We start from the raw sequence: 13630 nt of genomic DNA on the forward strand, positions 1-13630 counted from the left end.
ACCTTCCTCCCACCCCCGAAGACGCGGCCCAATTCCCCACGTCCCAGGGCACTCCTACGTCGCTGGCCCACCACCATGCTCCCTTCACCTTCGAGGAATCCGCTCCGGGCCAAGACAACCTCGATCCGTCGGCCGTTGGGCACAGCGATCTCCTCCTTCACTGGGGCCCGCCCAGCGTCGGTCTGGACAACCCCGGTGCCGTGGGCTCTACGGCGAGTCATGGCGAGCGCTTCGCGAATTCTGCGGCAGGTTATGGTGACCGCTTCGCTGGATCGTGGTCTGCTGCTGAGTACGGCGACGGCGTCGTTCCGCCGGGTCCTTCGGGCTTTGACGGTGATGGCTCAGGTTCTGTCGCTTCGGCGGCGGGTCGCACTGGCCAATCCCCGGACTCTCACGGGGTTGGTTCCGGCGACTCACGGTACGGCGATCCGTTGGCGGCCGGCCCCTTGAGCCCGTCAGCATCCGTTGGCGTCGATCTGAACGACTCAGGGGTGACAAGGCAGGCTGTGGGGCACGGCGACAGCCTCGGCTCCTCTGGCCTCGCACCCTTCGACCTGGATCATCCCGGCTACCTGCGTCCCGTCGCCGTCCATAACGACGACCTCGACACCTTCAACTCGTCACCCCATGCCTGGACCGGCCGTGGCTTCTCGGCTTCATCAGCCCTTCACCAGGACCCCGTGACCGCGTCCAGCCCCGCCGCGATGACGCAGCCCACGAAAAGCCCGGCAGCGGCGCCACAGGCCAAGACGAGCCCGGCGGCGAAGACTCCGACCACGAAGGGATCCGCCTCTGTTCCCCCGTCCATCCAGAGATTCCGCAACGCTCTCGCCTCCCAAGGCCCCGCGCTGGACCCGGGCAGGCCAGGTCTGCGCGTCCTGCTCGCCATCGGGCTCCTCGCTGCCGCAGTGGCGGCGTTCCTGGTCTGGCAGGCCCAGCCCAGACCCCAACCCCTGCCGCCACCCACCCCAATCGCGCCCGCGACCCCGTCCCCTTCTCCTACGGCGAAGGTCACCGTGCACGTAGCAGGCAAGATCCGCAAACCAGGCGTCTACCTCCTCCCCTCAGGCGCCCGGGTCACGGACGCGGTAGCGGCCGCCGGAGGAGTATCCCGCGGGGCCTCCATCGGAGGGCTCAACCTGGCCCGACGCCTGATCGACGGCGAACAGATCGTCGTCGGCGCCAAACAGCCCGCGGCCATTCCCGGCTCACCCGTCGTAGACCCGGCGAACGCCGTACTCGACCTCAACTCCGCCACCCCCGAACAGCTGGAACAACTCCCCGGTGTGGGAGAGGTCCTGGCCGCGCGCATCGTCGAGTTCCGCACCAGCCGCGGCGGCTTCACCACCGTTGACCAGCTTCGCGAAGTCAGCGGTATCGGTCCGAAAACGTTCGAAGAAATCAAGCCAAAGGTCCGCATCTGACATGCCCACCATGCACCCCGAAGAGCCCCACGCCCGTCGTACGAGCCGCCCTCTCGGCACTCCTGCCCTTCCCAGGAGCAAGGAGGAACACCCCAACGCCCTCGCGGATCTGGAGGCCCGTCACGGCGCACACCCCTACTCGGAGACCAATCACCATCACCCGACGCACTCCGTCACCCGCCCAGACGAGCCTGCGCAAGTCGACACCGCACTGCCTCGCACAGCCATGAGCCCAGCAGGAGAGCCGCGCCCAGCACCGAACACAAGTGCGCCACACGCGGTCGGCGACCAACGTGTGCCACGGCGTTCAGAAGCGGAGACGCGTTGGTCCCATGGTGTCAGCCACACCCGCCCGGCGGGAACGGAGTGGTCCAGGCACCCAGGTCCGACGGTGGGCTGGGTCCGGGCTGGCGACGACTCGGGGCGTATGGCGCGTTCCCGTTCGATCGATGGGGCCGGCCGGACCGGACCGGAGGGAAACCCCGGGTCGTCCCCACGTTCAGGACCGGCAGTCGGTTGGGCCTACATGGGCGACGAACTGGGCCAGGCTGCGCGTTCAGTCGCCGAGACCCCCATGGCCCACGAAAGTCGTTGGATCCAGTCGGCGGGCGTCTTGGGAGGACCCGCACGTGTGGGCGCGGCCGCTGCTTGGCTGCACCCCGATGACAGGTGGTCAGGCGGAGATCACAACCATCGGACTGCAGGTCTCGACGCGGACGTCAAAGCAACGCGACGTATGCGGACCGTCGCATCATCCCAGCCCCCTCCCGAGACGAACACTCGCGAACGTGCCTGGCCCCTCGCCTTCCCAGCGGTGGCCGCGTGGGGCAGTGCCATGGTCCTGCTCGGTTGCTCGGCCCGAAGCGGCATGATCGTCGCCGTCGCGGCAGCCCTCGGTGCGGCTGCGACGGCGTGGTTGGTACGCCCCCGCATCACCCGCATCGGCTGGCAGGACATCACGACCGGATGGCGCAACATCGCCATCGCCACGCTCATCTGCACGGCGGCCGCCTCCGTTTCGGTAGCCCTGCGAGTCCACGCGCTGACCACAGGCCCGGTGTCCGAGCTGGCGGACAAGAACGCCTTCATCACCGCAGAGATCGCCCTGACGGACGACCCCGAACGACGCCCGAACCGAGGCGGACACTTCAATCCGGAAAGCTACGTCGCCCGTGCCGCGCTCAAGGTCGTCCAGTACGGCACCAGCCGCCAAACGATCGACGTCCCCGTAACCGTCTTCGCCATCGGACGAGCCTGGGCCGGCCTCCTCCCCAGCCAACATCTCGAAGTCACCGGACGCCTCGCCCGCCCCACTGCCGGCACCTCGGTCGCGGCCATCCTGCTGGTCCGAGGCCCGCCGAAGGTCCTGACGCCTCCCTCCGCCCTGCAGACGATGGCGGGTTCTCTCAGGGCAGGGCTCCGGTCCGCAGCCGACGTCCTGCCTCCGGACCAGCGCGGCCTCCTCCCCGGCTTGGTCGTGGGGGACGTCTCCCGCATGGACCCGCAGGTGACGTCTGACATGAGGGAAGCCGGCCTCAGCCACCTGAACGCCGTAAGCGGCGCCAACCTGGCGATCGTCGCAGGCGCGACCCTCGCCCTCTCGCGCGTGATCGGCCTCCCCCTACCGGTGAGAGCGGGGGTCGCCGCTGTGGCGATGCTCCTGTTCGCAGTCGTGGCCCGGCCTTCGCCGAGCGTCCTGCGCGCCCTCCTCATGGGCTTGGCCGCAGCCATCGCCATGGGCACAGGCCGTTCCAAGGACGGGGTCGCCGCCCTGTCTGCGACCGTCCTCTTCCTGATCCTGTTCGTCCCCGAACTCGCCCGCTCGTACGGCTTCGCGCTGTCCGTGACCGCGACCGCAGGCATCCTCCTGCTCGCCCCCCGCTGGCGCGACAAGCTGTCCCGCTCGAAGGAGAACGCCACCCCACAGGATCCGTCCATCACCTCGCCGCAACGAGCCCCGCTCCCCGCAACCAGCGCGGGCCGGCCACCGACTGACGGCCACCTTCACACTGGCACCCGCTACAACCAGATCCTCGACGGAAACAACGGCCCCCTATTGGACGACGCCCAGGCACATGGCCGGGTAGACGGTCGGGCGGACGGCCCGACAGACGGCCTGACAGACGGCCCGGCGGATGGTCGCGCACATGACTGGACGGACAGGCGAAGGGAAGAGGGCTCGTCGCGGCATCGTGGCTTGTTGCGGCTTCCACCGTTGCCGCGCTGGGTCGCGGAAGCGGTCGCCGTACCCGCGGCTGCTCAGGTGGCCGTGACACCTGTCCTGGTGCTCATGGCCGGGCAGGTGACGCCGGTGGCAGTGATCGCCAACCTGCTCGTCGCCCCGGCGGTCGCCCCCGCCACCCTGCTCGGCTTCGGCGCCGCCTTGGTGGCCCCCGTGTGGCCGGACGGCGCGCGGTTGCTTGTCATCCCGGCCGGCTACGCGGTCGGCTGGATCATCACGGTCGCACGCTGGGCGGTGAACCTGCCGTTCGCCACCGTGCCATGGCCGGCCGGCCTTCCGGGTCTCGCCCTGCTCGTGCTCGCCGTGCTCGTTGCGATCCCGATCCTGCGTCGCCGCGCCTGGCGGGCCGTCGCGGTGACCGTGGTCGCGGCAGCGTTGGCAGCGGTGCTGGTGATCCGGCCGATCGCCGGTCCCTGGCCGCCCAAGGGATGGCTGATGGTGATGTGCGACGTGGGCCAGGGCGACGGTTTGATCGTCGCGGCAGGTCCAGGCCGGGCCGTCGTGGTCGACACGGGCCCCGACCCGGCGATCATGGACAAGTGCTTGCGCAGGGTCGGCGTCGACGACGTTCCTCTGCTCGTCCTCACCCACGCCCACGCCGACCACGTGGGCGGGATTTCAGGAGTGCTGAGAAACCGGCGGGTGGGGGCGGTGGTGGTCAGCCCCCACAGAGACGGCTCCGAAGGCGGGGGACGCATCTCCACCATGCTGGCGGGCCGCCGCATCCCAGAATGGACGGCCTCCCCGGGCACACGCTGGCGCTTCGGTCCGTCGGAGCTCACCGTCGTCGCCCCGGCTCTCGACTCCGGCGGATCGTACGGCTACGGAGAGGGCAGCGAGATCAACAACGCGAGCGTGGTCCTCCACGTACGCTGGCGTTCCGGCTCCGCGCTGCTGGGCGGCGACCTGGAAACGGAGGCACAGGACGACCTCCTGCACCGCTTCCCGATACGTGCGGACATCCTCAAAACCCCGCACCACGGATCGAACCGGCAGTCTCCAGAGTTCCTGGGCTCTCTTGGCGCACGCGCGGCGTTGATCAGCGTGGGCGCCGGCAACGACTACGGTCACCCGGCCCCGTCCACACTCGGCCTTCTACGCCGCCTCGGGCTCACCGTCCACCGCACCGACCAGTCGGGCGATCTCGCCGTAGTGGAGGGCGAAGACGGAATGGCGGTGATCCCCCGCGGCCGTGACTTCAGCCTCCGCACGGTCGGTGACGGCCACGGTGGCGCAACAGATACAGGTCGCACCCTGGCCATCACTCACATGAGGAGACCCTCTGCACACAAGCACAACGTCGGCACGCAGGATCGGCCGCGATGTCATCGAACCTGATGACGTGATGGGCAAAGATCATTCGCATCTACCTTGAAGCTGGCCCACACTCAAGGCGTCCGCGTCAGGTGCTGACCAGAGACCACACCTCATCCCCGGCCCTTGCCTTGCACAGCGCGGCGATCCACTGCCACCGTGAGCCGTGAACCGCAAGCCGTGCGTCGTGCGCGCCGGTCGCCGTGAGCCGCAGGCCGTGCGACTCTCGCGGCCGGTTGTTGTAAGCCGTGTGCAGTGAGCGGGTCGCGGGTCGCCGGTGGTCGTACGCGGCCGGGCACTGTGAACGAGCGTGTCGATGACGGCGCGGTCTCGGGTACGGTGCCGGGCTCACGTCCGGTTCAGGATGCTGCCGTCGCCGATACCGAGCCGGTCAAGGCTTCACCTCAAGCGCCATCACCAGAGTCACAGACCTTCGAGGCGCAAACCGGGATCGAACGAGAACAGGCGATGGCCGCAGGCAACAGTGTGACGCCCGAACAGCGGCTGGTGACTCTGACCGTTGTGGCAGCGCGCCGCACTCACTGACAGGGCGTCGCTGCTCAGGTCGATGGTGGCAGTGGCTGATGGGCCGTACCTGTTGTTGATGACGGGCCGTTGCGCCGATGGACCACCGTTGTGGCAGAGGATTGGAAGCCACCGCCTGGTCTCGTCTGGACCGGGCGTCTTTCGGCGCGGCACGCGAGAGGGCGTTCGTCCAGGGCCGGGCCGGGGTTACTGGACGGGGGTGCCGCCGCGCCAGACCCGGCGGGGCTTGAGGCCGAAGGACCAGGCGAAGGCGCCCTCGTGGTCGGCGTCCCACTGCACGATGTCGGCGAGCCGTCCCGGCGTCAGGACGCCGCGGTCGGGCGCGCCCAGGACGGTGGCGCCGCCGAGCGTGGCCGCGCGCAGCGCGTCGTTGACGCTCATCCCGAACGCCGACACCGCCATGGCGATCACCAGGGACATCGAGGTGATGCCGCAGAAGCCGGGGTTGTGGTCGCTGCCGAGCGCGATCTGCACGCCATGCTTGATCATCTGGCGGACCGGCGGCAGGTGGCCGCGCTGCAGGGCCGTGGCCGGGCAGACGACGGCGGGCACGCCGTAGCGGGACATGATGGCGATGTCCTCGTCGGACATGTGGTGCAGGCCGTCGGCGGAGGCGCAGCCCAGCTCGGCCGCCAGCTGGACGGCGCCGCGCCGGCTGTACTGGCCGGCGTGGATGCGCGGCAGCAGGCCGACGTTGCGGCCGGAGGCGAGGACCCAGCGGGATTCCTCGGTGGTGAAGTGGCCCTCGTCGCAGTAGACGTCGACGCTGTCGGCGCCCGCCGCGGCGGCGTCGGCGCACCAGGCGCCCACGGCCTCGACGTATTCGCGCTGCCGGCCGAAGTACTCGGGCGGCACCACATGGGCGGCCAGGAACGTGACGTGCACCCGCGGCATCATCGGCTCCTTCTCCAGCTCGCGCAGGAGCCGCACGTCGGCGAGCTCGCCGTCGCGGGTGAGGTGGTAGCCGGTCTTGGCCTCGACGGTGGTCGTGCCGCTGAGCAGCCAGCCGCGCAGCCGCTCGCGTACGCCGTTGCAGAGCGTCCAGGGGTCGGTGCCGCGGGTCACGGTGACGGTGGAGCCCACGCCGCCGCCCGCCGCGGTGATCGAGGCGGACGTGGAGCCGCCGGTGCGGATGGCCAGCTCGGCGTAGCGGTTGCCGGCGTAGACCGGGTGGGTGTGGGCGTCGATGAGACCGGGCGTGACGAGGGCCCCGCCGAGGTTTTCGACGTGGTCGACGTCGACGATGTCGTCGACGACGCCGGGCACGCTCTGCGGCAGGTCGGGAGCACGCCCGACCCAGGCGATGCGGTCGTTGTGGACGAGGATGGCGGCGTTGCTGAGGACCTCGTTGCCGGTCCAGAGGCGGCCGATGTTGGTCAGGAGCCGAACGGTCACCGCATCACCACCCAGCGCGCTCCCCCGCACGGGCACAGAGCCCAGTGCACGGCCCGTGCCGCGCCCACTGAGTCCGCTCCGGGTCCGGACGACATGGGGGGTCTCCTGCTCTCATCCGCATCAGGTTGTGCGGTGACCGTATCGCCGGAGTCATGATCCGGCGATTTCAGTTCAGTTACGTTATTTCACATCTCGGGCCGCTGTACAGGGTTATTCGGAAGAAAGACCACTGATCCCAGCCGTCACGCAGCGCTGCCTCTGCCCCAAGGACCCCGCTGACGACTTCAGAGACGTGCGGCCATCATCCGAAAACCCAGAACCCGAACTTAAAAGCCAGACCAACGTTGGGTCTGGCCAATCCTAGCAATCCCGGAGTGCCGAAACCACTGCCGCTTTTGCGCAACTCTGCACGCTTTGCAGCGAGATCCGGCGCACCATACCGGTGAGGCCGCCCGCGCCATACCGGGAAGGCCGCCGGCACCATAACGGTGAGTGCCGCCGCGGCGGCACTCACCGCGTCCGCGTCAGGAGACGTGCTCCACCGGCTTGCCGACCCGCAGCAGCTCCTGCGACAGGCTGGGCAGCACGCGCGCGTGCAGGATCGTGCCCTCGCCCACGTGGTCGACCGAGAGCACCTCGCCCTCCTTGTGCGCCCGCGAGATCAGGTCGCCCCGCTCGTACGGCACCAGCAGGTGGACCTCGTGGTCGAGGCGCGGCAGCCGCTCCTCGATGAGCTCCATCAGCTCGGGGATGCCCTTGCCGGTGCGGGCCGAGACCACGATGCTGTCGCGCTCGCGCCGCGCGATGCGGTCGAGCACCTCGGGGTCGGCCGCGTCGGCCTTGTTGATCACCACGATCTCCGGCACCTCGGACGCGCCCTCGATGTCCGCGAACACCTCACGGACCGCCGCGAGCTGCCCCTCGGGGTCGGGGTGGGAGCCGTCGACCACGTGCAGGATCAGGTCGGCGTCGGCGACCTCCTCCAGCGTCGAGCGGAACGCCTCGACGAGCTGGTGGGGCAGGTGACGGACGAACCCGACGGTGTCGGCGATCGTGAACAGCCGGCCTTCGGCCGTGCGCGCCCGGCGCACGGTGGGGTCGAGGGTGGCGAACAGCGCGTCCTCCACCAGCACGCCCGCGCCGGTGACGCGGTTGAGCAGCGAGGACTTGCCGGCGTTGGTGTAGCCGGCGATGGCCACGGCCGGGACCTCGCGCCGCTGGCGCGCGTGACGCTTGGTGTCGCGCGCGGTGGACATGCCGCCGATCTGACGGCGCAGCTTGGCCATGCGCTCGCGGATGCGGCGCCGGTCCAGCTCGATCTTGGTCTCACCGGGACCGCGGCCGCCGATGCCGACGCCGCCCGCGGCGCGTCCGCCGACCTGCCGCGACAGGTTGCCGCCCCAGCCGCGCAGGCGCGGCAGCAGGTACTGCAGCTGCGCCAGCTCGACCTGGGCCTTGCCCTCGCGGCTCTTGGCGTGCTGGGCGAAGATGTCGAGGATCAGTGCGGTGCGGTCGATGACCTTCACCTTGACGATGTCCTCGAGCTGGCGGAGCTGGCCGGGGGTCAGCTCGCCGTCGCAGATCACGGTGTCGGCGCCGCTGGACTCGACGATGTCACGCAGCTCCAGCGCCTTGCCGGAGCCGATGTACGTCGCCGGGTCGGGCTTCTGGCGCCGCTGGATGAGCCCGTCGAGCACCTGCGACCCGGCCGTCTCCGCCAGGAGCTTGAGCTCCAGCAGGGAGTTGTCGGCGTCTTCCGCCGTGCCGGAGGTCCAGACGCCGACGAGGACGACCCGCTCGAGCCGCAACTGCCGGTATTCGACCTCGGATACGTCTTCGAGTTCGGTGGACAGGCCCGCCACGCGGCGCAGCGCCTGGCGCTCCTCGAGGTCCATGTCGCCGGTCTCGATCTCGTCGAGCAGGGTGTATTCGCGCATTCGTGTCATCTCTATGAGGAAACGTCTGGACACCTCGGTGTCTTCCCACGATGGTGGCAGACATCCCCGAGCGCAATCACCTGGTTATCCCGTTACGCAGGTGACACCGTGACATCGCCTGATCCGGTCTGCAGCGAGATCTTGTGCGGCGAGGAGGTGTCGGTCTTGACCGTGACGGCGGTGTCGCCGGAGCCCACCTCGCTTTTGAGGTCGTAGGCGCCGTCGGGGACGGCGAGCCGGATGTCCCCGCTGCCGGCCACCAGCTCGACGGCGTCCGGAGCGGAGGCGTACGTGAGCTCGATGTCGCCCGCCCCCGACTCGGCGGACAGGCTCCTGCCGGCCAGGCCGGCCGCGTCCACGTCGCCCGAGCCCACGAGCAGCTTCAGCTCCCCGGTCAGGCCCCTGAGGGTGAGGTTGCCCGAGCCGGTGGTCAGGTCGGCCGTCAGGCCCTTGGGGACCTCGATCTCGTAGTCGACGCCACAGGCGCCCCAGTCGGACGGGCAGTCATAGGTGACGACCAGCGCCTCCCCCTCGACCTTGTGCTCGGTCTCGGGCTTGGCGTCGCCGCGCCAGCGCAGGTGCTCGACCACGCGTACGGTGTCGCCCTCGGTCTCGGTGATCTCCGCGTCGCCCGCGCCGCTCTCCAGCCGCAGCTCGCCGACCTTCTCCGTCACCTCGTACGACACCGTGTCCTGGTTGACGGGGCCGGCGACGCTCTCGAGGCCGCACCCGGTCAGCAGGGCGGCGGAGGCCAGCAGTCCGCCCGCGACGATCACCTTCTTGTTCATGCGGTGAATCCTCTCCCGGCATGGCTCCCGCCACATCGGGGATGACCCCGACGACTCCCCGAGAGGACCCCGCCTTTGACCGGGTATGGGCGGGGGAGTAATTTCACTTCCACAATCCAGAAGTCGTTTTCCATGAAGTGGAAAAGAGGTCCCATGGAGATCACCGGCCCGATGCTCGATCGGTTCGACGAGGTCCTCACGCCGGAGGCGCTCGATTTCGTGGCGGCTCTCCAGCGGGAGTTCGGCCCCAGGCGGCTTGAGCTGCTGGAGGCCCGCCAGGCGCGCCAGGCGGAGCTGTCGGCGGGCGCCCTGCTCGACTTCCTGCCGGAGACCAAGCAGATCAGGGAGGGCGACTGGCGGGTCGCTCCCCCGGCGCCCGGCCTGGAGGACCGGCGCGTCGAGATCACCGGCCCGACCGATCAGAAGATGACCATCAACGCGCTCAACTCCGGCGCGAAGGTGTGGCTGGCCGACTTCGAGGACGCCCTGTCCCCGCTGTGGGAGAACATCGTGGCCGGCCAGCTCAACCTGCGTGACGCGCTCGACCGCACGATCGACTTCGAGTCCGGCGGCAAGGCGTACGCGCTCAAGCCCGACGAGGAGCTGGCCACCATCGTGGTGCGCCCGCGCGGGTGGCATCTGGACGAGAAGCACGCCCTGGTCGACGGGCAGCCGGTGTCGGGGTCGCTGTTCGACTTCGCGCTCTACTTCTTCCACTGCGCCCAGCGGCAGATCGACAAGGGCAAGGGCCCGTACTTCTACCTGCCCAAGATCGAGTCGCACCTCGAGGCGCGGCTCTGGAACGACGTGTTCACCCGGGCGCAGGAGCTGCTCGGCATCCCGCACGGCACCATCAGGGCGACCGTGCTCATCGAGACCTACCCGGCGGCCTTCGAGATGGAGGAGATCCTCTACGAGCTGCGCGACCACTCGGCGGGGCTCAACGCGGGCCGCTGGGACTACCTGTTCAGCGTGATCAAGAAGTTCCGCACGCGGGGCCGCGAGTTCCTGCTGCCGGAGCGGAACGCGGTCACGATGACGGCGCCGTTCATGCGGGCCTACACCGAGCTGCTGGTGCGCACGTGCCACAAGCGGGGCGCGCACGCGATCGGCGGGATGGCGGCGTTCATCCCCTCGCGCAGGAACCCCGAGGTGAACGCGGTCGCGCTGGAGAAGGTGCGGGCCGACAAGACGCGCGAGTCGGGCGACGGGTTCGACGGGTCGTGGGTGGCCCACCCCGACCTGGTGCCGATCTGCCGGGAGGTGTTCGACGGCGTGCTGGGCTCGCGTCCGCACCAGCTCGACCGGCTGCGCGAGGACGTCAGCGTCACCGCGGCCGAGCTGCTGGCCGTCTCCGAGACGCCGGGCGACATCACCGAGACCGGGCTGCGGAGCAACGTCGACGTCGGCCTGCGCTACCTCGCCTCGTGGATGGGCGGGCAGGGCGCGGCGGCCATCCACAACCTGATGGAGGACGCCGCCACCGCCGAGATCTCGCGCTCGCAGGTCTGGCAGTGGATCCACAACGACGTCACCCTCGCCGACACGGGTGAGCAGGTGACGAAGGAGATCGTGGAGCGGATCATCGGCGAGGAGCTGGCCGAGATCGCACAGGAGCCGGGATACGACGAGAAGTTGTTCGACCAGGCGACGCAGCTGTTCAAGGAAGTGGCGCTGGACGACGACTTCGCCGAATTCCTGACTCTCCCGGCATATGCTCGAATGCCATAACAGAGGGTGAAAAATAGAAAAGAGGGGGGATCGGTGATGGAAGAGCTGACCGCGGCGCTGCACTCCCTGCTGCCCGAAGATTCGGTGATCACCGATCCCGTACGCCTGCGCACCTACGAGTGTGACGGCCTCACCTACCACCGGGCGACCCCGGGCGTCGTCGTGCTGCCCGAGACCGCCGAGCAGGTCGCCCGCGTGGTACGCCTGTGCAACGACTTCGGCGTGCCGTTCGTGGCCAGGGGGTCGGGCACGGGCCTGTCGGGGGGCGCGCTGCCCCGCGAGGACGGCGTGCTCATCGTCACCGCGAAGATGCGCCGCATCCTGGACATCGACCTGGACAACCGCCGGGCGGTCGTCGAGCCGGGGGTGACCAACCTGGCGATCACCGAGGCCGTCCGCGACCAGGGCTACTACTACGCCCCCGACCCCTCCAGCCAGCAGGTCTGCTCGATCGGCGGCAACGTCGCGGAGAACTCCGGCGGCGCCCACTGCCTGAAGTACGGCTTCACCGTCAACCACGTCGAGGCGTGCGAGATCGTCACGCCCGACGGCGACCTGGTCACGCTCGACCGCATGGACCCGGGCTACGACCTGCTGGGTGCGTTCATCGGCTCGGAGGGCACGCTCGGCATCGCCACCAAGATCACCGTACGGCTGAGCCGCGCGCCGGAGGCCGTGACCACGGTGCTGGCCGCGTTCGAGAACCTGGAGCAGGGCGGGGAGGCCGTCTCGGCGATCATCGGCGCGGGCATCGTGCCGGCCGCGATCGAGATGATGGACGCGCTCAGCATCGAGGCGGCCGAGGCCGCGGTGGCCTGCGGCTACCCCGCGGGCGCCGGCGCGGTGCTGGTCGTGGAGCTGGACGGCCCGGCCGCCGAGGTCGAGCGGCAGTTCTCCCGGCTGCGGGAGATCTGCTCGGCGGCGTTCGAGCTGCGGGTGGCCGCGGGAGCGGCCGAGCGGGCGGCGATCTGGAAGGGCCGCAAGTCGGCGTTCGCCGCCGTCGGGCGCATCAGCCCGGCCTACATCGTGCAGGACGGCGTGGTGCCGCGCACGTCGTTGCCCGCGGTGCTGGCGGCCATCGACCGGCTCTCGGCGGAGCACGGCATCCGGGTGGCCAACGTCTTCCACGCCGGCGACGGCAACCTGCATCCGCTGGTGTTGTTCGACGACGCGGAGCCCGGGGCGGGCGAGCGGGCGGAGGTGGTCTCCGGCGCGATCCTCGACCTGTGCATCGAGCACGGCGGCTCCATCACCGGCGAGCACGGCGTGGGCGTCGACAAGTCGCGCTACATGCCGAAGATGTTCGGCGCGGACGACCTCGACACCATGCAGCTCGTACGATGCGCGTTCGATCCCCGCGGGCTGTCCAACCCGGGCAAGGTGTTCCCGACGCCGCGGTTGTGCGGCGAGGTGCCGGGCGTGCGCAAGGGCGTGCATCCGCTGGTCGAGTCGGGGAAGGCGGAGCAGTTCTGATGACGCTGGCAGAAATCGGCGTGACGGTCAGGCAGGCGGGCCCCGACGACGCGGTGGGCGGGGTGCTCCCGCGCTGGGTCGCGTTGCCGGAGAGCGTCGAGGAGATCGCGGCCCTGCTGCGCGCCTGCGCCGAGCAGGACCTGGCGGTGGTGCCCGTGGGCGGCGGCACGAAGCTGCACTGGGGCGCGCCGCCGGAGCGTTGCGACGTGCTGCTCGACATGTGCTGCATGAACGCCGTGCTGGAGCACGCGGCGGGCGACCTCGTGGTGCGCGTCCAGGCCGGGGTGACGATGGACGCCCTGGCGGCGGAGCTGGCGGGCAAGGGGCAGGAGCTGGCGCTCGACGTGCCCTCCGGCGCGGGCTCGACGGTGGGCGGCACGCTGGCCGCCGGGCTGCCGGGGCCGCGCGCGTTCCGCTACGGCACCGCCCGCGACCTGCTCATCGGCATCACCGTCGTGCTCGCCGACGGCACGATCGCCCGCTCCGGCGGCAAGGTGGTCAAGAACGTCGCCGGATACGACCTGGGCAAGCTCTTCGCCGGCTCGTACGGCACCCTCGGCGTCATCGCCGAGGCGGTGTTCCGGCTGCACCCGCTGCCGGCCGAGCGCCGCTGGGTGGTCGCCGAGCCGTCCCTCGACGAGCTCCCGGCGCTCGCCCTGGCGCTCGCGGCGTCACAGGCGGAGCCGAGCGCGGTCGAGGTGGACCGGCCCGATCCGCACGGCCCGGTCGTCCTGGCCGCGCTGGTGGAGGGCACGGCGGCCGAGGACAGGGCGCGGGCGC

At 70.1% G+C, this 13630-nt stretch carries 9 protein-coding genes; 6 read left to right on the forward strand and 3 right to left on the reverse strand.

The window, feature by feature from the left end:
- The first annotated feature begins 491 nt into the window (after positions 1 to 491).
- From C1J01_RS38525 to C1J01_RS49315, 3 genes are all read left to right on the forward strand, one after another.
- Positions 492 to 1424 (forward strand): ComEA family DNA-binding protein, encoded by a 933-nt coding sequence (locus tag C1J01_RS38525; protein WP_235854940.1) that lies wholly within the window; start codon positions 492 to 494, stop codon positions 1422 to 1424.
- A gap of 835 nt (positions 1425 to 2259) precedes the next feature.
- A complete protein-coding gene (locus C1J01_RS52645; protein ID WP_235854941.1) occupies positions 2260 to 5004 on the forward strand; it encodes a ComEC/Rec2 family competence protein in 2745 nt (914 codons plus the stop codon).
- 276 nt (positions 5005 to 5280) lie between these two features.
- Entirely contained in the window at positions 5281 to 5526 is a 246-nt protein-coding gene (locus C1J01_RS49315) for a hypothetical protein (RefSeq protein ID WP_146615876.1), read from the forward strand.
- A 186-nt stretch (positions 5527 to 5712) separates the two neighbouring features.
- Here C1J01_RS49315 and hutI read toward each other — a convergent pair whose 3' ends face one another.
- The 3 genes from hutI to C1J01_RS38550 all read right to left on the reverse strand — a co-directional run bounded on the left by hutI (position 5713) and on the right by C1J01_RS38550 (position 9646).
- A complete protein-coding gene (hutI, locus tag C1J01_RS38540) occupies positions 5713 to 6921 on the reverse strand; it encodes an imidazolonepropionase (protein WP_111183898.1) in 1209 nt (402 codons plus the stop codon).
- Between the two features lie 524 nt (positions 6922 to 7445).
- Positions 7446 to 8858 carry a GTPase HflX gene (hflX, locus tag C1J01_RS38545; RefSeq protein ID WP_438943172.1) on the reverse strand — a complete coding sequence of 471 codons (1413 nt, stop codon included), beginning with the start codon at positions 8856 to 8858 and terminating at the stop codon, positions 7446 to 7448.
- 92 nt (positions 8859 to 8950) lie between these two features.
- Positions 8951 to 9646 carry a DUF4097 family beta strand repeat-containing protein gene (locus tag C1J01_RS38550; protein ID WP_111183900.1) on the reverse strand — a complete coding sequence of 232 codons (696 nt, stop codon included), beginning with the start codon at positions 9644 to 9646 and terminating at the stop codon, positions 8951 to 8953.
- Positions 9647 to 9799: 153 nt separating this feature from the next.
- Between C1J01_RS38550 and aceB the strand changes: the two genes are divergently transcribed.
- The 3 genes from aceB to C1J01_RS38565 form a co-directional block, all read left to right on the forward strand.
- Positions 9800 to 11377 (forward strand): malate synthase A, encoded by a 1578-nt coding sequence (gene aceB, locus C1J01_RS38555; protein ID WP_438943173.1) that lies wholly within the window; start codon positions 9800 to 9802, stop codon positions 11375 to 11377.
- A 36-nt stretch (positions 11378 to 11413) separates the two neighbouring features.
- Positions 11414 to 12850 (forward strand): FAD-linked oxidase C-terminal domain-containing protein, encoded by a 1437-nt coding sequence (locus C1J01_RS38560; RefSeq protein ID WP_111183902.1) that lies wholly within the window; start codon positions 11414 to 11416, stop codon positions 12848 to 12850.
- On the forward strand, positions 12850 to 13630 hold a 781-nt coding region (locus C1J01_RS38565), incomplete at its 3' end, for an FAD-binding oxidoreductase (RefSeq protein WP_146615877.1). The genes C1J01_RS38560 and C1J01_RS38565, both read left to right, overlap by 1 nt.

Origin of the sequence: Nonomuraea aridisoli (assembly GCF_003236395.1) — a bacterium.
Lineage (GTDB): Bacteria > Actinomycetota > Actinomycetes > Streptosporangiales > Streptosporangiaceae > Nonomuraea > Nonomuraea aridisoli.

Excerpts from the sequence above, each read along its gene's own strand:
- C1J01_RS52645 (WP_235854941.1), top strand. The coding sequence starts at position 2,260 with ATGGTCCTGCTCGGTTGCTCGGCCCGAAGCGGCATGATCGTCGCCGTC.
- hflX (WP_438943172.1), bottom strand. The coding sequence starts at position 8,858 with ATGCGCGAATACACCCTGCTCGACGAGATCGAGACCGGCGACATGGAC.
- C1J01_RS38550 (WP_111183900.1), bottom strand. The coding sequence starts at position 9,646 with ATGAACAAGAAGGTGATCGTCGCGGGCGGACTGCTGGCCTCCGCCGCC.
- aceB (WP_438943173.1), top strand. The coding sequence starts at position 9,800 with ATGGAGATCACCGGCCCGATGCTCGATCGGTTCGACGAGGTCCTCACG.
- C1J01_RS38560 (WP_111183902.1), top strand. The coding sequence starts at position 11,414 with ATGGAAGAGCTGACCGCGGCGCTGCACTCCCTGCTGCCCGAAGATTCG.